Origin of the sequence: Streptomyces sp. NPDC088732, assembly GCF_044751205.1 — a bacterium.
Lineage (GTDB): Bacteria > Actinomycetota > Actinomycetes > Streptomycetales > Streptomycetaceae > Actinacidiphila.
The window spans coordinates 75,014-96,544 of sequence record NZ_JBIVLI010000001.1 but is presented as its reverse complement, the minus strand read 5'-3'; the positions used below and the strand labels follow the sequence as shown (position 1 = coordinate 96,544).

The following is a 21,531-nucleotide window of genomic DNA, read 5'->3' as shown; positions in this document are numbered from 1 at the left end:
TGATCAAGCCATCCGCACGAAGGTCAGGGAAACACCCGGTGAACGGAACCTTCCGGGAATCCGATAGCCTCTGCCCTCACAGCCGCCCCGACATGGCGCGCCAGGGTGTCCGGCCGGCATGTCAGCGCTCGGTGCCGACCGGCACCGCCCCACCCGTCCACTGTGTGTCCCAGGGAGTGAGTCCGTCTGTCGACCGTCATACTCACCGGTCCTCCGGTCGCGGGTTCACCGATCGAGGCCGATCTGCGCGGCCTCGGTTTCGAGGTGGTCGCGGCGGACGGCGCCGGTGCCCTCGCGGCACGCATGGCCGCCGTCCCGCCCGCCGAGCGCATAGCGGTCGTCGACCCGCGCTTCGTCGGTCATGTGCACGCGCTGCGGCTCGCGCTGACCGACCCCCGCTTCGACGCCGCCGCCGTGCCGGGCGCCCTGTCCGTCCGCGCGGCCGCCCGCCCCGCGCTCGTACGGGCTCTGGCACCGGCCGGCGGCCGGGACCGGGGCGCGGGCCGTACCGCCGTCACGGGCGCCGAGAGCCTGCCCGACGAGCTGGCCGCCGGCCTGGACGCCGAGGGCGTCACCGTGCAGCGCCCGGAACTCGGGGTCCTGGTCGCCCGGGTCCCGGCCGACGCGCCGGAGCGGGCGCTGGCCCAGGAGGCCGTCGCCGCGGTGGACGACGAGGCGGTGCGCCTGCGCGGCGCCGTGAAGGCCCGCGACGGCTTCTTCACCACGCACTTCGTCAGCCCCTACTCCCGCTACCTCGCGCGCTGGTGCGCCCGGCGCGGCCTCACGCCGAACCAGGTGACGACCGCCTCGCTGCTGGTCGCCCTGATCGCCGCCGGCTGCGCCGCCACCGGCACCCGTTCCGGCTTCGTCGCGGCGGGTGTGCTGCTCATCGCGTCCTTCGTGCTGGACTGCACCGACGGGCAGCTCGCCCGCTACTCGCTCCAGTACTCCACGCTCGGGGCCTGGCTCGACGCCACCTTCGACCGCGTCAAGGAGTACGCGTACTACGCGGGGCTCGCGCTCGGCGCGGCCCGCGGCAGCGACGACGTGTGGGCGCTCGCCCTCGGCGCGATGGTCCTGCAGACCTGCCGCCACATGGTCGACTTCGCGTTCACCGAGGCCACCTACGACGCGGACGCGAAGGCCGGCCGCACCGCCGCCCTGTCCGACCGGCTCGACCGGGTCGGCTGGGCGGTGTGGATACGCAGGATCATCGTGCTGCCCATCGGCGAACGCTGGGCGCTGATCGCGATCCTCACTGCGGTCGCCACGCCGCGTGTCACCTTCGTGGTACTGATCATCGGCTGTGTCTTCGCCGCCTGCTACACGACCGCCGGCCGTGTCCTGCGCTCGCTGACCCGTCGGGCCGTACGCACCGACCGCGCCGCCGCCGCGCTGGCCGAGCTCGCCGACACCGGGCCCCTCGCCGAGGCCGTCGCCCGCCTGCTGCGCGGCCGCGGTTTCCCGGCCGCCGCCGCGGTGGGCGCGGCAGTGATGATCGCCACGTCACTGGCGGCCCCGGCGGGCAGCTGGTGGCCGCTCGTGGCTGCCGCCGTCTACGTGGTCACCTCGGGTCTCGCCGTCGCGGGACCGCTCAAGGGCGGTTTCGACTGGCTGGTCGTGCCCCTGTTCCGGGTGGCCGAGTACGGCACCGTGCTGGCCCTCGCGGCCGCCTCCAAAGTGAACGGGTCCTTGCCGGCAGCTTTCTTTCTGGTTGCCGTGGTCGCCTACCATCACTACGACACGGTGTACCGCATCCGCGGCGGTACCGGGGCGCCCCCCCGGGCCCTGGTACGCGCGACGGGCGGGCACGAGGGACGGACGCTGCTGGTCACGGCCGCGTCCGTGGCCCTGGCGCACAGCACGGGGTTCACGGTGGCGCTGACGGTTCTCGCCGTCGTACCAGCCCTGCTGGTGCTCACCGAGAGCATCCGCTTCTGGATGTCCTCGGGAGCGCCCGCCCTGCACGACGAAACAGGAGAACCCGCATGATCGGCCTCGTGCTGGCGGCCGGCGCCGGAAGGCGTCTTCGCCCCTACACCGACACCCTGCCCAAGGCCCTGGTACCGGTGGACCCGGCGGGCGAGGGCAGGACGACCGTCCTGGACCTGACGCTGCGCAACTTCGCCGAGGTCGGCCTGACCGACGCCGCCGTCGTCGTGGGGTACCGCAAGGAGGCCGTGCATGAGCGCCGGACCGCGCTGGAGGCCAAGTACGGCGTCAAGCTCCACCTCGTCGAGAACGACAAGGCCGAGGAGTGGAACAACGCCTACTCCCTGTGGTGCGCCCGTGACGTGCTGGCCGAGGGCGTGATCCTGGCGAACGGCGACACCGTGCACCCGGTCTCCGTCGAGCAGAAGCTGCTGGAGGCCCGCGGTGGCGCCCGCCGCATCATCCTCGCCCTGGACACGGTCAAGGACCTGGCCGACGAGGAGATGAAGGTCGTCACGGCCGAGGACCAGGGTGTGCGGCGGATCACCAAGCTGATGGACCCGGCCACCGCCAGCGGCGAGTACATCGGCGTCACCCTCATCGAAGGCGCCGCCGCGGCCGACCTCGCCGACGCGCTCAAGGCGACCTACGAGCGCGACCCGCAGCTGTACTACGAGGACGGCTACCAGGAGCTGGTCGACCGCGGCCTGCGCGTCGACGTCGCGCCCATCGGCGAGGTCCCCTGGGTCGAGATAGACAACCACGACGACCTGAACCGGGCCCGGGAGATCGCGTGCCGGTACTGACGAGGCTCATCCCCTCGCCGGTCGTCGTCGACATCCGTGCCGGGGCACTCGACGACCTGGCGGTCGTCCTGGCGGACCAGCGCATATCCAGCTCCGGCCGGCTGGCCGTCGCGGTCAGCGGCGGCTCCGGCCAGGTGCTGCGCGAACGGCTGGCCCCGGCGCTGCCCGGCGCAGAGTGGTTCGAGGTGGCCGGCGGCACCATCGACGGTGCCGTCAGGCTCGCCGACGCCATGCGCGGCAAAAGGTACGACGCGGTGGTGGCCCTCGGCGGCGGCAAGATCATCGATGCCGCCAAGTACGCCGCGGCCCGCGTCGGGCTGCCGGTGGTGGCCGTCGCGACCAACCTGGCGCACGACGGCCTGTGCTCGCCGGTGTCCACGCTGGACAACGACAACGGCCGCGGCTCCTACGGCGTGCCGAGCCCCATCGCCATGATGATCGACCTCGACGTGATCCGTGAGGCCCCGGTCCGCTTCGTGCGCTCCGGCATCGGCGACGCGATCTCCAACATCTCCTGCATCGCGGACTGGGAGCTGTCCCACCGCGAGACGGGCGAGCCGATCGACGGCCTGGCCGCCGCGATGGCCCGTACCGCCGGCGAGTCCGTGCTGCGGCACCCCGGCGGCATAGGCGACGACGAGTTCCTGACCGTGCTCGCCGAGGCGCTGGTGCTCACCGGCATCGCGATGTCGATCAGCGGCGACAGCCGGCCCGCGTCGGGTGCCTGCCACGAGATCAGCCACGCGATCGACCTGCTGTACCCGCGGCGGGCCGCCGCCCACGGTGAACAGGTCGGCATCGGCGCCGCCTTCGCGATGTTCCTGCGCGGCGCCGAGGAGCAGGCGGGGCTCTTCGCGGAGACCCTGCGCACCCATGGACTGCCCGTCACACCCGGCGAAATCGGCTTCACCGAGGACGAGTTCGTCAAGGCCGTCGCCTACGCACCGCAGACCCGCCCCGGGCGCTACACGATCCTCGAGCACCTGGAACTTTCCACCGACGAGATCAGGGACACATACGCAGACTATGCCAAAACCATCGGTAGCTGAGCTGCGGCCGGTCGTTCACCCCGCAGGGCTGAAGGACCGCCGCAGCGGTGAGCACTGGGCCGGGCGCATCTACATGCGCGAGGTCTCCCTGCGCTGGACCCGTCATCTGGTGAACAGCCGGGTGACACCCAACCAGCTCACATATCTGATGATCGTCGCGGGCATCGCGGCCGGCGCGGCACTCCTGGTGCCGGGCCCGGCCGGAGCCGTGGCCGCCGCCTTGCTGATCCAGCTATACCTGCTGCTGGACTGCGTGGACGGCGAGGTCGCCCGCTGGCGCAAACAGACCTCGATAACCGGCGTCTACCTCGACCGGGTGGGCCACTACCTGTCCGAGGCCGCGCTGCTGATCGGCTTCGGCGTGCGCGCCGCCGACCTCTTCCACCGGGACGGCGCGAGCACCCAGTGGGGCTGGGCGTTCCTCGGGACGCTGGCCGCGCTGGGCGCGATCCTGATCAAGGCGGAGACCGACCTGGTGGACGTCGCCCGGGCGCGCAGCGGCCTGCCCGCGGTGCAGGACGAGGCCTCCGTGCCGCGCTCCTCCGGTCTGGCGCTGGCCCGCCGCGCCGCGGCCGCCCTGAAGTTCCACCGGCTGGTCGGCGGGGTCGAGGCCTCGCTGCTGATCCTGGCTGCCGGCGTCGCGGACGCCTTCCACGGCGACCTGCTGTTCACCCGCGTGGCGGTGTGCGCCCTGGCCGCCATCGCCGTACTCCAGACGCTGCTGCACCTGGTCTCGATCCTCGCCTCGAACAGGCTGAGGTGATCGCGGTGGGGACGTCGGCGGAATCGGTGCGCCTCGGCGCGGTGATCATCACTATGGGCAACCGTCCGAAGGAGCTCGGCGACCTGCTGGACTCGGTCGCCAAGCAGGCCGGCCCGGCGATAGAGGTCGCCGTCGTCGGCAACGGTTCCCCGCTGCCCGAGCTGCCGGCCGGCGTGCGCACCGTGGAGCTGCCCGAGAATCTGGGCATCCCCGGCGGACGCAACGTCGGCATCGAGGCCTTCGGCCCCGGCGGCCGGGACGTCGACGTCCTCCTGTTCCTCGACGACGACGGGCTGCTGCCCAACGAGGACACCGCGGCGCTGGTCCGCGAGGCCTTCACCGACGACGCCCGGCTGGGCATCGTCAGCTTCCGGATAGCCGATCCGGAGTCCGGCACCACGCAGCGCCGCCACGTCCCCCGGCTGCGCGCCTCCGACCCGATGCGCTCCTCGCGTGTCACCACCTTCCTGGGCGGGGCCAACGCCGTCCGCACCGCGGTCTTCCAGCAGGTCGGCGGATTGCCGGACGAGTTCTTCTACGCCCACGAGGAGACCGACCTCGCCTGGCGGGCCCTCGACGCGGGCTGGCTGATCGACTACCGCTCGGACATGGTCCTGTACCACCCGCTGACCGCCCCGAGCCGGCACGCCGTCTACCACCGCATGGTGGCCCGCAACCGGGTGTGGCTCGCCCGGCGCAATCTGCCCTGGGCGCTGGTGCCGGCGTACCTGGGCGTCTGGCTGCTGCTGACCCTGCTGCGGCGGCCGTCGCGTCCGGCGCTGCGCGCCTGGTTCGGCGGCTTCCGGGAGGGCTGGTCGACCCCGTGCGGCCCGCGCCGGCCCATGCGGTGGTCCACCGTCTGGCGGCTCGCCCGACTGGGCCGGCCCCCGATCATCTGACAAGCTCGAAAGTCGACAGCACTCGGCGCATCCGGCGCCTTCCGGCCGGATGCGCGCCCACGGGACGAAAGTGTCGACAGTGAGCGAGACAACGCACGACGGTACGGTCGCCGCGGGTGCCGGATCGGCGTCGTCCGCGGACGGCCGCCTGACGCCGGCGGAGCTCGCGGCCAAGTACGGCCTCGCCGTCAGCGGCGCCCGGCCGGGCCTTGCCGCGTACGTGCGGCAGTTGTGGGGCCGCAGGCACTTCATCGCGTCGTTCGCCAGGGCCCGGGCGTCCGCGCAGTACACCCAGGCCCGCCTCGGCCAGCTGTGGCAGGTGCTGACGCCGCTGCTCAACGCGGCCGTCTACTACTTCATCTTCGGCCTGCTGCTCGGCACCGACCGCGGGGTCGACAACTTCATCGCGTTCCTGGTGACGGGCGTCTTCGTCTTCACCTACACCCAGTCCTCGGTGATGGCCGGGGTCCGCTCGGTCTCCGGCAACCTCGGCCTGATCAGGGCGCTGCACTTCCCCCGTGCCTCGCTGCCGGTGGCGTTCACGCTGGTGCAGCTGCAGCAACTGCTGATGTCGATGCTCGTGCTGCTGGCCATCGTGCTCATGACCGGCGAGGTGCCGCGTACGGCCTGGCTGCTCGCCGTGCCGGCGCTGCTGCTGCAGTCGGTGTTCAACGCCGGTCTCGCGATGATCATGGCGCGGCTGGGCAGCAGGATGACCGACCTGGCCCAGCTCATGCCGTTCATCCTGCGCACATGGATGTACACCTCCGGTGTGATGTACAGCATCACGCACTTCACGGCGCACGCCCCCGCGCCCGTGCAGCTGGCCCTGCAGCTGAATCCGGCCGCCGTCTACATCGACCTCGTGCGCTACGCGCTGATCGACAGCTTCACCGCGGAGCAGCTGCCCCCGCATGTCTGGGCCGTCGCGCTGGGCTGGGCCCTGGCGACCGGTGTGGGTGGTTTCGTCTATTTCTGGAAGGCCGAAGAGCAGTACGGCCGCGGCTGACCGCGAAATTCATCGCCTGTTGGGGCGGCCTTAGTGAGACAAGTGGCCGAAACGGTCATTCGGGACCTGTGTGGCTCCTGATTTTTCCGGGACTTTGCCAGCACCCTGGAAGGCGGCCCTCCGAATGTGCGTTGGAGCTTGCGGATCGACATCGTTGTGCACCCCGGCGCACGCCCGGGCGGCTCTGCGCCGTAAGCTGTAGCGGTACTCAATCGCCGGATCTCAGGTGATACGTCCGGAGAGTCGGTTCGGGTGCGCGGCGGCCCGGAGCAGGAGATATGGCAGCGGCGTGTCCGAAATTGGGTGTTATGGGCTATCAGTGTAGAACGGGGGATGTGACGGCTATGGCTCTGTGGACCCCTGGGGAGAAAGCGCCCACCGCCCGGACACCGGGACGTCCACGGTGACCGGCCTCCGCCCCGCGGCGTCGGGCGACGCGGCTCCGGACGCCCATTCACAGGCAGTGCTCGCCAAGGCGACCAGGGAGAACTTCCCGGTCGCCCCGTTCTTCCTGCCCCGCTCCTGGCGGGGCGACCTGATGGCGGTCTACGGCTACGCCCGGCTCGTGGACGACATCGGCGACGGCGACCTGGCCGGCGGGGGCCGCGAGGACGCCCTGCGCCTGGGGCTGCCCACCGACGCCGCCGACGACCGCCTGGCCATGCTGGACGCCTTCGAGGCCGATCTGCGCCGGGTCTTCGACGGCCCGCCGGACACGGTCCGGCACCCCCTGCTCCGCGCCCTGCGGCCCACCGTGCTGCGGCACGGCCTCACCCCCGAGCCGTTCCTCGGTCTGGTGGAGGCCAATCGGCAGGACCAGGTCGTCCGCCGCTACGCCACGTTCGAGGACCTGCTCGCCTACTGCGAGCTGTCGGCCAACCCGGTCGGCCGCCTCGTCCTGGGCATCACCGGCACCTCCACTCCCGAGCGGGTCCGCCTCTCGGACGCGATCTGCACCGCGCTGCAGATCGTGGAGCACCTCCAGGACGTGACCGAGGACCTCGGCCGCGACCGCATCTACCTGCCCGCCGAGGACATGAAGCGCTTCGGCGTGACCGAAACCGATCTCACCACCGCTACCGCGGGCGCATCGGTGCGCGCGCTGGTGGCCCATGAAGCGGAACGCGCCCGCGATCTTCTGAATGAAGGCACCCCCTTGGTGGGTAGCGTCCACGGCAGGCTCAGACTGCTGCTCGCCGGATTCGTCGGGGGAGGGCGCGCCGCCCTCCGGGCGATCGCGGACGCCGGGTACGACGTGCTGCCTGGGCCGCCGAAGGCGGGCAAGTACAGCCTCCTGCGCGAGGTGGGGTCGACATTGCGAAGAGAGGGGTGAGCCGGACAGTGAACGGCTCCGATCGCATGTCCGGACCGGTGCTCGCGGCATACGCCTACTGCGAGAGCGTCACCGGCCACCAAGCCCGCAACTTCGCCTACGGCATCCGGCTGCTGCCCACCCCCAAACGGCAGGCGATGTCGGCTCTGTACGCCTTCTCCCGCCGGGTCGACGACATCGGCGACGGCGACCTCGCGCCCGCCGAGAAGCAGGCCCGGCTGGACCAGACGCGCGCGGTGCTGGCGCGGGTCCGCGCCGGCGAGGTCACCGAGGAGGACACCGACCCGGTGGCCGTGGCCCTCGCGGATTCCGCCCGCCGCTTCCCGATCCCGCTCGGCGGGCTCGACGAGCTGATCGACGGCGTCCAGATGGACCTGCGCGGCGACACCTACGAGACCTGGGAGGACCTGGCGGCCTACTGCCGCTGCGTCGCCGGGGCCATCGGCAGGCTCTCGCTCGGCGTCTTCGGAACGGCGACGTCCGCGGAGGAACGCGAGCGTGCCGCCGAGTACGCCGACACGCTCGGGCTCGCGCTCCAACTCACCAACATCCTGCGGGACCTGCGCGAGGACGCGACCAACGGGCGGACCTACCTGCCCGCCAACGACCTTGCCAAGTTCGGCTGTTCGGAGGGCTTTCACTCCGACACCCCGCCGCCCGGGGCGGACTTCGCCGGCCTGATGGAGTTCGAGGTGCGCCGGGCCCGCGCCCTGTTCGCCGACGGCTACCGGCTGCTTCCCATGCTGGACCGCCGCAGCGGCGCCTGTGTCTCCGCGATGGCGGGCATCTACCGCCGGCTGCTGGAGCGCATCGCCGCCGACCCCGAGGCCGTACTGCGCGGCCGGGTCTCGCTGCCCGCCCACGAGAAGGCGTACGTCGCGGCCCGCGGCCTTGCCGGAGTCGATGCCCGCCGGGCGGCCAGGAGGCGCGTGTGACACCCGCCCCAGCCGCCACGGGCGCCACCGCCGCTCCGGGCGGCGCGTCCGAACCGGGTACGGCAGCATCCCCGCGGCGGACGAACGTGTTTTCGCGCTGCGCGGCAACCGGCACCGTGTCCGGTGCGTCACTGTCGGCAACGGTACGGTGCGCCCTTCGGGGCGGGCCGAGGGGGAGGGCGCATGGCTGAGCACACGGCCGTCGTGGTCGGTGGCGGGCTCGCGGGCACGACCGCGGCCCTGGCCCTGGCCGACGCCGGGCTGCGCGTGACCCTGCTGGAGGCCCGGCCCCGGCTGGGCGGCCTCGCGTTCTCCTTCCGCCGCGGCGACCTGACCGTCGACAACGGCCAGCACGTCTTCCTGCGCTGCTGCGACGCGTACCGCCGGTTCCTGGACCGGATCGACGCGGCCGACCTCGTCACCGTGCAGGACCGGCTCGACGTGCCCGTGCTCGACGTCGGCCGCGCGCGGCCGCGGCTCGGCCGGCTGCGGCGTGCCGCGCTCCCCGTGCCGCTGCACCTGGCCGCGAGCCTGGCCACCTACCCGCACCTGTCGCTCGCCGAGAGGGCCTCCGTCGGGCGGGCCGCGCTCGCCCTGCGGGGCCTGGACCTCGCCGACCCCGCGCTGGACGCCGTGGACTTCGGCAGCTGGCTGAGCCGGCGCGGCCAGTCGCCGCGCACGATCGAGGCCCTGTGGGACCTGGTCGGCGTCGCGACCCTCAACGCCACCGCGGGGAACTCCTCGCTGGGCCTGGCCGCGATGGTCTTCAAGACCGGCCTGCTGTCCGACCCGGGCGCCGCCGACATCGGCTGGGCCTCCCGGCCGCTCGGCGAACTGCACGACGACCGGGCCCGCACGGCCCTGGACAAGGCCGGGGTGCGGACCCTGCTGCGGGCCCGCGTCACCTCGGTCACCCGCACGGACGCGGCCGAGCCGGTACGGTCCGGCGGCGACACGGACGACCATGCCGCTGTCTGGGAGGTCGAGGCCGAGACCGGCCCCGGCCGCGCCGAGCGCCTCACCGCCGACGTCGTGGTGCTGGCCGTCCCGCAGCAGGAGGCGCACGGACTGCTGCCCGCGGGCGCCCTGGAGGACCCAGGCGCCCTGCTGCGCATCGGCACCGCGCCCATCCTCAACGTCCACGTCGTCTACGACCGCGAGGTGCTGCGGCAGCCCTTCCTCGCGGCCCTCGGCAGCCCCGTGCAGTGGGTCTTCGACCGTACGGAGCCATCCGGGCTCACCGGCGGCGGCCAGTACCTGGCCCTGTCCCAGTCCGCGGCCGAGGAGGAGATCGACCTCCCGGTGGCGGAGCTGCGGGCGCGCTACCTGCCCGAGCTGGAGCGGCTGCTCCCGGCCACGCGCGACGCCGTCGTACGCGACTTCTTCGTCACCAGGGAGCGGACGGCGACCTTCGCGCCCACCCCCGGTGTCGGCGCCCTGCGCCCCGGTCCCCGTACCCGGGCACCCGGCGTGTGGCTCGCCGGCGCGTGGACCGCGACCGGCTGGCCCGCGACCATGGAAAGCGCAGTCCGCAGCGGTTTGCAAGCCTCCCGTGCAGCTTTGACCGCACTCCGCCATCCCTTCGACCCACGCCCCTTCGAAATCGAAGGCCTGGAGCCGGCATGAGCCTCACCAGTGCAACCAGAGGAGACAATGTGACCGCTGGCCACGAGCAGATGAACACGGGCGTCGACAGAGCGACCGTGACCGCGCTCCTGGAGCGCGGCCGCGAGCTGTCCACGCCGGTGCTGCGCGCCGCCGTGGACCGTCTCGCACCCCCCATGGACACGGTCGCCGCCTATCACTTCGGGTGGATCGACGCCGCGGGCAACCCCACCCACGGTGACAGCGGCAAGGCCGTCCGTCCCGCACTGGCCCTGCTCTCCGCCGAGGCCGCGGGGGCGGGCCCGGAGACCGGCATCCCCGGCGCGGTCGCGGTCGAGCTGGTGCACAACTTCTCGCTGCTGCACGACGACCTGATGGACGGGGACGAGCAGCGCCGGCACCGCGACACGGTCTGGAAGGTGCACGGCCCCGCCCAGGCGATCCTGGTCGGCGACGCGCTGTTCGCGCTCGCGAACGAGATCCTGCTGGAGCAGGGCACCGCGGAGGCCGGCCGGGCCACCCGGCGGATCACCACCGCCACGCGGAAGCTGATCGACGGTCAGGCGCAGGACATCTCCTTCGAGCACCGCGAGCGGGTCACCGTCGAGGAGTGCCTGGAGATGGAGGGCAACAAGACCGGCGCTCTGCTGGCCTGCGCCTCCTCCATCGGCGCGGTGCTCGGCGGGGCCTCCGAGGCGGACGCCGACGCCCTGGAGGAGTACGGCTACCACCTGGGCCTGGCCTTCCAGGCCATCGACGACCTGCTGGGCATCTGGGGCGACCCGGCGGCGACCGGCAAGCAGACCTGGAGCGACCTGCGCCAGCGCAAGAAGTCGCTGCCGGTGGTGGCGGCGCTGGCCGCCGGGGGCCCGGCCTCGGAGCGCCTGGCGGAGCTGCTGGCAGCGGATGCGAAGGCCGCGGATTCGTTGGACCGTAATGATATTGAGTCCTTCGACGAGGAAGAGTTCGCGACGAGGGCGGCGTTGATCGAGGAGGCTGGGGGTCGGGAGTGGACATCCCAGGAGGCCCGACGCCAGTACGCCACCGCAATTTCCGCACTCGACAAAATGGACATGTCGGGTGACGTTCGCCGTAAGCTCGTGGGCCTGGCGGATTTTGTGGTGGTTCGCGAGAAGTAAGGACGCAAGTGGAGCGCAGTACGTCGCCGGCCGGGAGCGCGTAACGGCCGACGGCAGCCCCAACACCGCAGACAGAACGACTGTGCAAAGGGGAAGCCATGACAGCGACGACCGACGGCGGTTCCGGGGGCATTGCGGCCTCCGGGGCACCCTCGGCCAGCACGAGGACAGCGGGCAGACCGACGCATGCGACGCCCGGTTCGTCACGCGACGGCACGACACGTCCCATCGAGACGGAGGCGGCGCGCGCGGCGCGTCGCGCCACCGACCACCTGCTGGCCCGTCAGCACCCTGACGGATGGTGGAAGGGCGACCTCGAGACCAATGTGACGATGGACGCCGAGGACCTGCTGCTCCGTCAGTTCCTCGGTATCCAGGACGAACGGATCGTCGCGGCCGCCGCCCGCTGGATCAGGTCCCAGCAGCGCGCCGACGGCGCCTGGTCGACCTTCCACGGCGGTCCCGGCGACGTCTCGGCCACCGTCGAGGCGTACGTCGCGCTCCGGCTCGCGGGGGACGCACCTGACGCCCCGTGGATGGCGTCGGCCTCCGCCTTCGTACGCGAGCAGGGCGGTGTCGCCCGGGCCCGGGTCTTCACGAGGATCTGGCTCGCCCTGTTCGGCTGGTGGCGCTGGGAGGACCTGCCGGAGCTGCCGCCCGAGCTGATCTTCCTGCCCAAGTGGGCGCCGCTGAACATCTACTCCTTCGCCAGCTGGGCGCGGCAGACCATCGTGCCGCTCACCATCGTCGCCGCCCACCGTCCGGTGCGGCCGGTCTCCTTCGGGATCGACGAACTCCATGTCGACCCGGCGCTGCCGAACCCGCCGGTCAAGCGGGCGTTCCTGGGCAGCTGGGACGGGGTGTTCCAGCGGCTCGACCGGGCCCTGCACGCCTACCGCAAGGTCAGCGTCCGCCCGCTGCGCCAGGCCGCGCTGCGCTCCGCCGCCCGCTGGATCATCGAGCGGCAGGAGAACGACGGCTGCTTCGGCGGCATCCAGCCCCCCGCCGTCTACTCGGTGATCGCACTCCACCTGCTCGGCTACGACCTCGACCACCCCGTGCTCCGCGCCGGCCTGCGGGCCCTGGACGACTTCGCGGTCTGGCCGGACGAGGACACGCGCATGATCGAGGCGTGTCAGTCCCCGGTCTGGGACACCTGCCTGGCGGCCATCGCCCTCGCCGACGCGGGCGTCCCGGCCGACGACCCGGCGCTGGTCAAGGCGGCCGAGTGGATGCTCGGCGAACAGATCAGCAAGCGCGGCGACTGGGCCGTGCAGCGGCCCGATCTGCCGTCCGGGGGCTGGGCGTTCGAGTTCGAGAACGACACCTACCCCGACATCGACGACACCGCCGAGGTCGTGCTCGCCCTGCTGCGTGTCGACCACCCGGAGCCGGGCCGGCTGCGGTCCGCCGTCGAGCGCGGCGTCCGCTGGAACCTGGGCATGCAGTCCAAGAACGGCGCGTGGGGCGCGTTCGACGCCGACAACACCAGCGCCTTCCCCAACCGGCTGCCCTTCTGCGACTTCGGGGAGGTCATCGACCCGCCCTCGGCCGACGTGACGGCGCACGTGGTCGAGATGCTCGCCGCCCTCGGCATGGAGCACGACCCCCACGCCCGGCGCGGCATCGACTGGCTGCTCTCCGAACAGGAGCCGAACGGCGCCTGGTTCGGCCGCTGGGGCGTCAACTACATCTACGGCACCGGCTCGGTGGTCCCCGCCCTCGTCGCGGCCGGGCTCCCGGGCAGCCACCCCGCCGTCCGGCGGGCCGTGGAGTGGCTGGAGTCGGTGCAGAACGAGGACGGCGGCTGGGGCGAGGACCTGCGGTCCTACTCCTCCGCCGACTGGGCCGGCCGCGGCGAGTCGACCCCCTCCCAGACCGCCTGGGCGCTGATGGCGCTGCTGGCGGCCGGTGAGCGGGAGAGCGAGTGCGTCACACGCGGCGTGCGCCGGCTCGTCGAGACCCAGAAGGAGGACGGCTCCTGGGACGAGCCCTACTTCACGGGCACCGGCTTCCCACGGGACTTCTCCATCAACTACCACCTCTACCGGATGGTGTTCCCGCTCACCGCCCTCGGGCGCTACGTGCACGGGGAGCCCTTCGGCGGCGTACGGAAGGGGGACTGATGGGGCCGTCCGGCCCACCTCTGCTCATCGTCTGCGCGCTGCGGGTGGAACGGTTCGCACTGCGCGGCGGCGGCCGCGCACGCGCGGCGGCGGGGGCCCACCCGCGCGGCAAGGGGGAGGGACCCCCGGTCGTCTTCGTGCGCACAGGTATGGGGCCGCAGGCCGCGGAGCGCGCCGTGACCGAGGCGCTGCGCGACCCCGCGCTCGACGGGGCCCCCGTTCTCACCACCGGCTTCTGCGCCGGACTGGCCACCGGAATGCGGCCCGGCGACGTGGTCGTCGCCGACGGCCCGCAGGACGGTGCGACACTGGCCGCCGCGCTCAAGGCGGCCGGGCACACCGTGCACATCGGCCGGCTCGCCGAGTCGGACCATGTCGTACGGGGACCGGAGCGCACGGCACTCCGGTCCACCGGTGCCATCGCCGTCGACATGGAGTCGGCGGCGATGATGCGGGCCGCGCTCGCCCGGGGTCCTCGCCCGGTCGCGGCGGCACGTGTGGTCGTCGACACGCCCGAGTTCGAGCTCGTGCGTCTCGGCACCCTCCGCACCGGAATCACCGCGTTCCGCGTACTGAGGGATCTTCTTCCGGCGTTTCTTGATTGGCACCGCTCTACCGCGCTCCCCTGGAGGTGAGCTAGATGGCCATGCCTCTCCGTCAGTCCATCCGGGTCGGCACCTACCTCTTCGAACAGAAAATGCTCCGCAGGCGCGAGAAGTTCCCTCTCATCGTCGAACTGGAGCCGCTCTTCGCCTGCAACCTCGCATGCGAGGGCTGCGGGAAGATCCAGCACCCCGCCGGGGTGCTCAAGCAGCGCATGCCCGTGGCCCAAGCCGTCGGCGCGGTCCTGGAATCGGGTGCGCCGATGGTCTCCATCGCCGGTGGCGAACCGTTGATGCACCCGCAGATCGACGAGATCGTGCGGCAGTTGGTGGCGAAGAAGAAGTACGTCTTCCTCTGCACCAACGCCATGCTGCTCCGCAAGAAGCTCGACAAGTTCACGCCGTCGCGGTATTTCGCGTTCGCCGTGCACATCGACGGCCTGCGCGAGCGGCACGACGAATCGGTGGCCAAGGAGGGCGTCTTCGACGAGGCCGTCGAGGCGATCAAGGAGGCCAAGCGGCGCGGTTTCCGGGTCACCACGAATTCGACCTTCTTCAACACCGACACCCCGCAGACCATCGTCGAGGTGCTCAACTTCCTCAATGACGAGCTCGAGGTCGACGAGATGATGATCTCGCCGGCGTACGCCTACGAGAAGGCTCCCGACCAGGAGCACTTCCTCGGCGTCGAGCAGACCCGCGAGCTGTTCCGGAAGGCCTTCTCCGGCGGCAACCGGGCGCGGTGGCGGCTCAACCACAGTCCGCTCTTCCTGGACTTCCTGGAGGGGAAGGTCGACTTCCCCTGCACGGCGTGGGCCATCCCCAACTACTCGCTCTTCGGCTGGCAGCGCCCCTGTTACCTGATGAGCGACGGGTACGTGACCACGTACAGGGAGCTCATCGAGGACACCGACTGGAGCAAGTACGGCCGCGGCAAGGACCCGCGCTGCGCCAACTGCATGGCGCACTGCGGCTACGAGCCGACCGCCGTCCTGGCCACGATGACCTCCCTGAAGGAGTCCATCAGGGCCAGCCGCGAGACCGTCGCCGGAAACCGCGGGAAGTGACGTCGCGATGACAGCAGTCGAGCGTGTGTCGCTCGGCCTGCCCTCCGTACCGGCCCGACCGCTCGCGGAGCGCCGCCGTTCGCGGCGCATCCAGGTCGGGCCGGTGGCGGTGGGCGGCGACGCGCCGGTGTCCGTCCAGTCGATGACGACCACACTGACCGCCGACGTCAACGCGACGCTGCAGCAGATCGCCGAGCTGACGGCGGCCGGCTGCCAGATCGTGCGGGTCGCCTGCCCTTCGCAGGACGACGCGGACGCGCTGCCGCAGATCGCGAGGAAGTCGCAGATCCCGGTGATCGCGGACATCCACTTCCAGCCGAAGTACGTGTTCGCGGCGATCGACGCGGGGTGTGCGGCGGTGCGGGTGAACCCGGGCAACATCCGGCAGTTCGACGACAAGGTGAAGGAGATCGCGAAGGCGGCCTCCGACGCCGGTACGCCGATCCGGATCGGGGTGAACGCCGGGTCGCTGGACCGGCGTCTGCTGGAGAAGTACGGCAAGGCGACGCCCGAGGCGCTGGTGGAGTCGGCGCTGTGGGAGTGCTCGCTGTTCGAGGAGCACGGGTTCCGGGACATCAAGATCTCGGTGAAGCACAACGACCCGGTGGTGATGGTCAACGCCTACCGTCTGCTGGCGGCGCAGTGCGACTACCCGCTGCACTTGGGTGTGACGGAGGCGGGTCCGGCGTTCCAGGGCACGATCAAGTCGGCGGTGGCGTTCGGCGCGCTGCTGAGCGAGGGGATCGGGGACACGATCCGGGTGTCGTTGTCGGCTCCTCCGGCGGAGGAGGTCAAGGTCGGTATCCAGATCCTGGAGTCGCTGAACCTGCGGCAGCGTCGGCTGGAGATCGTCTCGTGCCCGTCGTGCGGTCGTGCGCAGGTGGATGTGTACAAGCTGGCCGATCAGGTGACGGCGGGTCTGGAGGGCATGGAGGTTCCGCTGCGGGTCGCGGTGATGGGCTGTGTCGTCAACGGTCCGGGTGAGGCGCGCGAGGCGGACCTGGGGGTGGCCTCGGGCAACGGCAAGGGGCAGATTTTCGTGAAGGGCGAGGTCATCAAGACCGTGCCGGAGTCGAAGATCGTGGAGACCCTCATCGAGGAGGCCATGAAGCTCGCCGAGCAGATGGAGGCCGACGGAGTCCCGTCAGGGGAGCCGCAGATCAGTGTGAGTTGAGCGAACCATCCCCGGAGGGGAGCGAGGTGGGAAAGTGTCGCTGCTCGAAAACATCCGTGGTCCGCGCGATCTGAAGGTCCTCCCGCAGGAGCGGCTGGACGAACTCGCGTCGGAGATCCGTGACTTCCTGGTGCAGGCGGTCGCCAGAACCGGTGGCCACCTGGGGCCCAATCTCGGCGTGGTCGAGCTGACGATCGCGCTGCACCGGGTCTTCGACTCGCCGGCCGACCGGATCCTGTGGGACACGGGTCATCAGTCCTATGTGCACAAGATGCTGACAGGACGTCAGGATTTCTCCAAACTGCGCGGCAAGGGGGGGCTGTCCGGTTATCCGTCGCGCGCCGAGTCCGAGCACGACGTCATCGAGAACAGCCACGCCTCCACGGTGCTCGGCTGGGCGGACGGGCTCGCCAAGGCCAACCAGGTGCTCGGCCGCCAGGACCACGTCGTCGCCGTCATCGGTGACGGCGCGCTGACCGGTGGCATGGCCTGGGAGGCGCTGAACAACATCGCCGCCGCGAAGGACCGCCCGCTCATCGTCGTCGTCAACGACAACGAGCGCTCCTACGCGCCGACCATCGGCGGCCTCGCCAACCACCTGGCCGCGCTGCGCACCACCGACGGCTACGAGCGTTTCCTCGCCTGGGGCAAGCAGGTGCTCCACCAGACGCCGGTCGTCGGCAAGCCGCTGTACGAGTCCCTGCACGGGGCGAAGAAGGGCTTCAAGGACGCCTTCGCGCCCCAGGGCATGTTCGAGGACCTGGGGCTTAAGTACGTCGGCCCCATCGACGGCCACGACGTCGCGGCGGTGGAGTCCGCGCTGCGTCGGGCCCGCCGCTTCAGCGGGCCGGTCCTGGTGCACTGCCTCACCGAGAAGGGCCGCGGGTACGCCTTCGCCGAGCGCGACGAGGCCGACCGCTTCCACGCGGTCGGCGCCATGGACCCGCTGACCTGCGAGCCGCTGACCCCGTCGAGCGGTCCGAAGTGGACCTCGGTCTTCGGCGACGAGATGCTGAGGATCGGTGCCGAGCGCAAGGACGTCGTGGCGATCACCGCGGCGATGCTCCAGCCGGTGGGCCTGGACAAGTTCGCGAAGGCCTTCCCGCGCCGCGTGTACGACGTGGGGATCGCCGAGCAGCACGCGGCGGTCTCGGCCGCGGGCCTGGCCACCGGCGGCCTGCACCCGGTGGTCGCGGTCTACGCGACGTTCCTCAACCGGGCCTTCGACCAGGTGCTGATGGACGTGGCGCTGCACAAGTGCGGGGTCACCTTCGTCCTGGACCGGGCCGGTGTGACGGGCGACGACGGCGCCTCGCACAACGGCATGTGGGACATGTCGATCCTCCAGGTCGTGCCCGGCCTGCGGATCGCCGCGCCGCGCGACGCCGACCAGTTGCGCGCCCAGTTGCGCGAGGCGCTCGACGTGGACGACGCGCCGACGGTCGTCCGCTTCCCCAAGGAGACGGTCGGCGAGCCGCTGCCGGCCATCGACCGGGCCGGCGGCATGGACGTCCTGCACCGCGGTGAGCGCCCCGACGTCCTCATGGTCTCCGTCGGCGCGCTGGGGCACGTCTGCCTGGCCGCGGCCGCCCTGCTGCGCGAGCGCGGGATCGGCGTCACCGTCGTCGACCCCCGCTGGGTCAAGCCGCTGGACGCGGCCCTGCCGGGACTGGCGGCGGCGCACCGCATGGTGGCCGTCGTGGAGGACAACGGCCGTGCGGGCGGCGTCGGTTCGGCCGTGGCCCAGGCACTGCGGGACGCCGACACCGATGTGCCGGTACGGGACTTCGGCATCCCGCAGCAGTTCCTCGCCCACGCCAAGCGCGGTGAACTGCTGGCCGACATCGGGCTCACCCCGGCGGAGATCGCGGGCCGCATCGGCGCGACCCTCGCCCGTCTCGGGGCGCACACGGAGCAACGGACCGAGGAGTACACGAGCGATGACACCGCCCGATCCTGAGCCGAAGGGCTTCGACCTGGCGACGCTGCTGGCCGAGCGGGGCGCGGAGCGCTACGACCTGCACGGCCGCTACCTCAACCACCAACTGCCGCGGATGCTGCACACCATCGGCTTCGACCGGGTCTACGAGCGGGCGGAGGGCGCCTACTTCTGGGACGACGAGGGCCAGGACTACCTGGACATGCTCGCCGGGTTCGGCGTCATGGGCCTCGGCCGCCACCACCCGGTGGTCCGCAAGGCCCTGCACGACGTGCTGGACGCCGGTCTGGCCGACCTCACGCGCTTCGACTGCCAGCCGCTGCCGGGGCTGCTCGCCGAGAAGCTGCTGTCGTACACCCCGCACCTGGACCGGGTGTTCTTCGGCAACAGCGGCACGGAGGCGGTGGAGACGGCCCTGAAGTTCGCCCGCTTCGTCACCGGCAGGCCGCGCGTGCTCTATTGCGACCACGCCTTCCACGGGCTGACCACGGGCTCCCTGTCCGTCAACGGGGAGGGCGGCTTCCGTGACGGTTTCGCCCCGCTGCTGCCCGACACGGCGGTGCCGCTGGGCGACCTGGCGGCGCTGGAGCGGGAACTGGCCCGCGGCGACGTGGCGGCGCTGATCGTCGAGCCCATCCAGGGCAAGGGCGTCCACGCGGCGCCCCCGGGCTACCTGCGGGCCGCGCAGGACCTGCTGCACCGGCACAAGGCCCTGCTGATCGCGGACGAGGTGCAGACCGGCCTCGGCCGTACCGGCGACTTCTTCGCCTACCAGCACGACGAGGGCGTGGAACCGGACCTGGTGTGCGTCAGCAAGGCGCTCTCCGGGGGCTACGTGCCGGTCGGCGCCACGCTCGGCAAGGACTGGATCTTCAAGAAGGTCTACTCCTCCATGGACCGGGTGCTGGTGCACTCCGCCAGCTTCGGTTCCAACGCGCAGGCGATGGTGGCGGGCCTGGCGACGCTGTCCGTGATGGAGGACGAGCAGATCGTGGCCAACGCCCGGGCCAGCGGCGACTTGCTGCGCACGCGGCTGGCCGCGCTGGTGGACCGCTACGAGCTGCTGCACGAGGTCCGCGGCCGCGGGCTGATGATCGGCATCGAGTTCGGCCGCCCGAAATCGCTCGGCCTGCGCAGCCGCTGGACGATGCTGCAGGCGGCCCGCAAGGGGCTGTTCGCGCAGATGGTCGTCGTACCGCTGCTGCAGCGGCACCGCATCCTCACCCAGGTCTCCGGGGACCACCTGGAGGTGATCAAACTGATCCCGCCGCTGGTCATCGGTGAGCCGGAGGTGGACCGCTTCGTGACCGCCTTCACCGCCGTGATGGATGACGCACACGGCGGCGGTGGCCTGATGTGGGAGTTCGGCAGGACACTGGTCAAGCAGGCGGTCGCCCACCGCTGACCGCCCGCCCGACTGCTTTTGCCCCGGAGGCAAGTTTTTTGCCTCCGGGGCGAAGTGTGTCTATACCTGAAGCATGACCTCGACACCGGGGCAGGACGAGCCCCTGCCGGATGTCGCACCCCGGCTGCGGGACCTGCGCCGCCGCGGCGGCCTGACCCTCGAAGCGGCCGCCGCCCGCGCCGGGCTCTCGCCGGCGCACCTGTCGCGGCTGGAGACCGGGCAGCGGCAGCCGTCGCTCCCCATGCTGCTCGCCCTCGCCCGCACCTACGGCACCTCGGTCTCCGAGCTGCTCGGCGAGACCGCCCCGGAGCGCGACCCCGTCGTGCGCGCCGGGACCGCGGAGCCCGCCGACGCCGGCGGCTGGACGTACTGGCCGACGGGGAACCCGGGACGCGCGATGCAGGCCCTGCGCCTGCACGTCCCGCCGGGCCCCCAGGACGGCCTGGTGCGGGTGCACCCCGGGGAGGAATGGCTGTACGTGCTGAAGGGCGAGCTGCGGCTCACCCTCGGCGAGGCCGTGGACCGGCTCGCACCCGGCGACAGCGCCCACTTCGACTCCATGACCCCGCACCGCATCGCGGCCGCCTCGCCCGGCGGCGTCGACCTGCTCTTCGTCCACACGCTGCTGCGCAGCCCCGTCGCGGACCTCTGCCTGGGCAACGGCCGGGCACCGCGACCGCACGGCACCCCCTGACCCGTCCGATGAGAGGACTCCCCGTGTCCGTCAAGACCTCCGGTTCCGAAAAGGCCCCGATGGGCTTCAAGGTCCGTGCCTTCATCTACCTGGTGGGGGTGCACATCATCGCCGCGTTCTTCTTCCTGATCTTCCACCTGGCCGGGGCCAAGTAGACCCCGGCGGGCCGGTTCACGCCGGGTCCGCGGCCCCGTTCTCCAGGAGCAGCGAGCGCAGCCGCTCGCGGCGCTCCGGGGTGAGGCCCAGCCCGTCCTCCAGGTACCGGTCGACCGACCCCCAGTGCTCCTCGATCGTGTCGAAGGCGGCCTCCAGGTACTCCCGGCGGGCGTCGAAGAGCGGGCTCAGCAGCTCCATGACCTCGGGAGTGCCGGCCGGCTCGGCGTGCTCGCCGCGCTGGACGCGGTAGCGGCGGTGCGCCTCGTTGCTCTTGAGGTAGTCCGCCACGATCGCCTCCCGCTCGACACCCAGGGCCAGCAGGATCACCGCGATCGAGGTACCCGCGCGGTCCTTGCCCGCCGCGCAGTGCAGCAGCGCGGGCACGGACGCCTCCTCGGCCAGCAGCTCCAGCATGCGGCTGTGCTCGGCGGTGCGGTCCAGCACGATCCGGTGGTAGGCCTCCAGCATGCGCGCGGCGGCCCGGCCGTCGCCGAGGGTGGTGCGCAGCGCCTCGATGTCGCCCTCGCGGACGGTGGTCCAGAACTCGGCACCATGGGCGGGGTCGCTGAGCGGCATGTTCACGTTGCGCACGCCCGGCAGGTCGACGTCGGGGCCCTCCAGCTTGATGTCGGAGGCGTTCCGGAAGTCGAAGACCGTGTGCAGGCCGAGGGAGGCGAGGAAGGCGGCGTCCTGCTCGGTGGTGTGCGCCAGGTGCCCGCTGCGGAAGAGCCGTCCGTGCCGTACCCGGCGGCCGTCGGTCGTCGGGAGCCCGCCGACGTCACGGAAGTTGCGCACCCCGGTCAGCTCGGGCTCCGACGAGGCGGTCTGCGGCGTCTGCTGGGTCACCGGGGCTCCTTTGCTCGCGGGCCGGGCGGTGCTGGTCACCGGCGGCCGGACC

The 21,531-nt window shown here is 71.8% G+C and carries 19 protein-coding genes; 18 read left to right on the top strand and 1 reads right to left on the bottom strand.

Annotation, left to right across the window (positions count from 1 at the left end):
* Positions 1–186 precede the first annotated feature (186 nt).
* From ACIP9H_RS00390 to ACIP9H_RS00305, 18 genes are all read left to right on the top strand, one after another.
* A complete protein-coding gene (locus ACIP9H_RS00390; protein WP_401957113.1) occupies positions 187–1,992 on the top strand; it encodes a DUF5941 domain-containing protein in 1,806 nt (601 codons plus the stop codon).
* The gene (locus ACIP9H_RS00385) at positions 1,989–2,738 is read left to right on the top strand and encodes a sugar phosphate nucleotidyltransferase (protein ID WP_401585385.1); all 750 of its coding nucleotides are present in this window, start codon (positions 1,989–1,991) and stop codon (positions 2,736–2,738) included. Before ACIP9H_RS00390 ends, ACIP9H_RS00385 begins: the two co-directional genes overlap by 4 nt.
* A complete protein-coding gene (locus ACIP9H_RS00380) occupies positions 2,726–3,787 on the top strand; it encodes an iron-containing alcohol dehydrogenase family protein (RefSeq protein WP_401585387.1) in 1,062 nt (353 codons plus the stop codon). The genes ACIP9H_RS00385 and ACIP9H_RS00380 overlap by 13 nt, the downstream gene beginning before the upstream one ends.
* Positions 3,765–4,550: a CDP-alcohol phosphatidyltransferase family protein gene (locus ACIP9H_RS00375; protein ID WP_401956487.1), complete on the top strand. Its 786-nt coding sequence runs from the start codon at positions 3,765–3,767 to the stop codon at positions 4,548–4,550. The genes ACIP9H_RS00380 and ACIP9H_RS00375 overlap by 23 nt, the downstream gene beginning before the upstream one ends.
* Positions 4,551–4,603: 53 nt before the next feature.
* On the top strand, positions 4,604–5,449 hold the full coding sequence (locus ACIP9H_RS00370) for a glycosyltransferase family 2 protein (protein WP_401585641.1): 846 nt from the start codon (positions 4,604–4,606) through the stop codon (positions 5,447–5,449).
* A 79-nt stretch (positions 5,450–5,528) separates the two neighbouring features.
* Positions 5,529–6,458: an ABC transporter permease gene (locus tag ACIP9H_RS00365; RefSeq protein WP_401956484.1), complete on the top strand. Its 930-nt coding sequence runs from the start codon at positions 5,529–5,531 to the stop codon at positions 6,456–6,458.
* A gap of 403 nt (positions 6,459–6,861) precedes the next feature.
* Positions 6,862–7,791 carry a squalene synthase HpnC gene (gene hpnC, locus ACIP9H_RS00360; RefSeq protein ID WP_401956481.1) on the top strand — a complete coding sequence of 310 codons (930 nt, stop codon included), beginning with the start codon at positions 6,862–6,864 and terminating at the stop codon, positions 7,789–7,791.
* A gap of 26 nt (positions 7,792–7,817) precedes the next feature.
* The gene (gene hpnD, locus ACIP9H_RS00355; RefSeq protein WP_401585395.1) at positions 7,818–8,726 is read left to right on the top strand and encodes a presqualene diphosphate synthase HpnD; all 909 of its coding nucleotides are present in this window, start codon (positions 7,818–7,820) and stop codon (positions 8,724–8,726) included.
* 183 nt (positions 8,727–8,909) lie between these two features.
* On the top strand, positions 8,910–10,352 hold the full coding sequence (gene hpnE / locus ACIP9H_RS00350; protein WP_401956478.1) for a hydroxysqualene dehydroxylase HpnE: 1,443 nt from the start codon (positions 8,910–8,912) through the stop codon (positions 10,350–10,352).
* A complete protein-coding gene (locus tag ACIP9H_RS00345; protein ID WP_401585400.1) occupies positions 10,349–11,470 on the top strand; it encodes a polyprenyl synthetase family protein in 1,122 nt (373 codons plus the stop codon). Before hpnE ends, ACIP9H_RS00345 begins: the two co-directional genes overlap by 4 nt.
* Before the next feature lie 98 nt (positions 11,471–11,568).
* Positions 11,569–13,596, top strand: a complete 2,028-nt coding sequence (gene shc / locus ACIP9H_RS00340; protein WP_401956474.1) for a squalene--hopene cyclase — start codon at positions 11,569–11,571, stop codon at positions 13,594–13,596.
* The gene (locus tag ACIP9H_RS00335; RefSeq protein ID WP_401585405.1) at positions 13,596–14,231 is read left to right on the top strand and encodes a 1-hydroxy-2-methyl-2-butenyl 4-diphosphate reductase; all 636 of its coding nucleotides are present in this window, start codon (positions 13,596–13,598) and stop codon (positions 14,229–14,231) included. The genes shc and ACIP9H_RS00335 overlap by 1 nt, the downstream gene beginning before the upstream one ends.
* Before the next feature lie 5 nt (positions 14,232–14,236).
* On the top strand, positions 14,237–15,265 hold the full coding sequence (gene hpnH / locus ACIP9H_RS00330) for an adenosyl-hopene transferase HpnH (protein WP_401585407.1): 1,029 nt from the start codon (positions 14,237–14,239) through the stop codon (positions 15,263–15,265).
* 7 nt (positions 15,266–15,272) lie between these two features.
* On the top strand, positions 15,273–16,439 hold the full coding sequence (ispG, locus tag ACIP9H_RS00325; protein ID WP_401956470.1) for a flavodoxin-dependent (E)-4-hydroxy-3-methylbut-2-enyl-diphosphate synthase: 1,167 nt from the start codon (positions 15,273–15,275) through the stop codon (positions 16,437–16,439).
* Between the two features lie 34 nt (positions 16,440–16,473).
* The gene (gene dxs, locus ACIP9H_RS00320) at positions 16,474–18,399 is read left to right on the top strand and encodes a 1-deoxy-D-xylulose-5-phosphate synthase (protein ID WP_401956467.1); all 1,926 of its coding nucleotides are present in this window, start codon (positions 16,474–16,476) and stop codon (positions 18,397–18,399) included.
* A complete protein-coding gene (locus tag ACIP9H_RS00315) occupies positions 18,380–19,783 on the top strand; it encodes an aspartate aminotransferase family protein (RefSeq protein WP_401585413.1) in 1,404 nt (467 codons plus the stop codon). Before dxs ends, ACIP9H_RS00315 begins: the two co-directional genes overlap by 20 nt.
* Before the next feature lie 73 nt (positions 19,784–19,856).
* Positions 19,857–20,477, top strand: coding sequence for a helix-turn-helix domain-containing protein (locus ACIP9H_RS00310; RefSeq protein WP_401585416.1), 621 nt, complete (start codon positions 19,857–19,859; stop codon positions 20,475–20,477).
* 23 nt (positions 20,478–20,500) lie between these two features.
* Positions 20,501–20,632, top strand: a complete 132-nt coding sequence (locus ACIP9H_RS00305; protein ID WP_401585419.1) for a DUF6126 family protein — start codon at positions 20,501–20,503, stop codon at positions 20,630–20,632.
* Positions 20,633–20,648: 16 nt separating this feature from the next.
* On the opposite strand, the gene ACIP9H_RS00300 is transcribed toward ACIP9H_RS00305, so the two are convergent.
* The gene (locus ACIP9H_RS00300; RefSeq protein WP_401585422.1) at positions 20,649–21,479 is read right to left on the bottom strand and encodes a tyrosine-protein phosphatase; all 831 of its coding nucleotides are present in this window, start codon (positions 21,477–21,479) and stop codon (positions 20,649–20,651) included.
* Positions 21,480–21,531: the final 52 nt, after the last annotated feature.

Excerpts from the sequence above, each read along its gene's own strand:
- hpnH (WP_401585407.1), top strand. The coding sequence starts at position 14,237 with ATGGCCATGCCTCTCCGTCAGTCCATCCGGGTCGGCACCTACCTCTTC.
- hpnE (WP_401956478.1), top strand. The coding sequence starts at position 8,910 with ATGGCTGAGCACACGGCCGTCGTGGTCGGTGGCGGGCTCGCGGGCACG.
- ACIP9H_RS00375 (WP_401956487.1), top strand. The coding sequence starts at position 3,765 with ATGCCAAAACCATCGGTAGCTGAGCTGCGGCCGGTCGTTCACCCCGCA.
- shc (WP_401956474.1), top strand. The coding sequence starts at position 11,569 with ATGACAGCGACGACCGACGGCGGTTCCGGGGGCATTGCGGCCTCCGGG.
- ACIP9H_RS00345 (WP_401585400.1), top strand. The coding sequence starts at position 10,349 with ATGAGCCTCACCAGTGCAACCAGAGGAGACAATGTGACCGCTGGCCAC.
- hpnD (WP_401585395.1), top strand. The coding sequence starts at position 7,818 with ATGTCCGGACCGGTGCTCGCGGCATACGCCTACTGCGAGAGCGTCACC.
- ACIP9H_RS00385 (WP_401585385.1), top strand. The coding sequence starts at position 1,989 with ATGATCGGCCTCGTGCTGGCGGCCGGCGCCGGAAGGCGTCTTCGCCCC.
- ispG (WP_401956470.1), top strand. The coding sequence starts at position 15,273 with ATGACAGCAGTCGAGCGTGTGTCGCTCGGCCTGCCCTCCGTACCGGCC.
- ACIP9H_RS00310 (WP_401585416.1), top strand. The coding sequence starts at position 19,857 with ATGACCTCGACACCGGGGCAGGACGAGCCCCTGCCGGATGTCGCACCC.
- ACIP9H_RS00370 (WP_401585641.1), top strand. The coding sequence starts at position 4,604 with ATGGGCAACCGTCCGAAGGAGCTCGGCGACCTGCTGGACTCGGTCGCC.
- ACIP9H_RS00335 (WP_401585405.1), top strand. The coding sequence starts at position 13,596 with ATGGGGCCGTCCGGCCCACCTCTGCTCATCGTCTGCGCGCTGCGGGTG.
- ACIP9H_RS00315 (WP_401585413.1), top strand. The coding sequence starts at position 18,380 with ATGACACCGCCCGATCCTGAGCCGAAGGGCTTCGACCTGGCGACGCTG.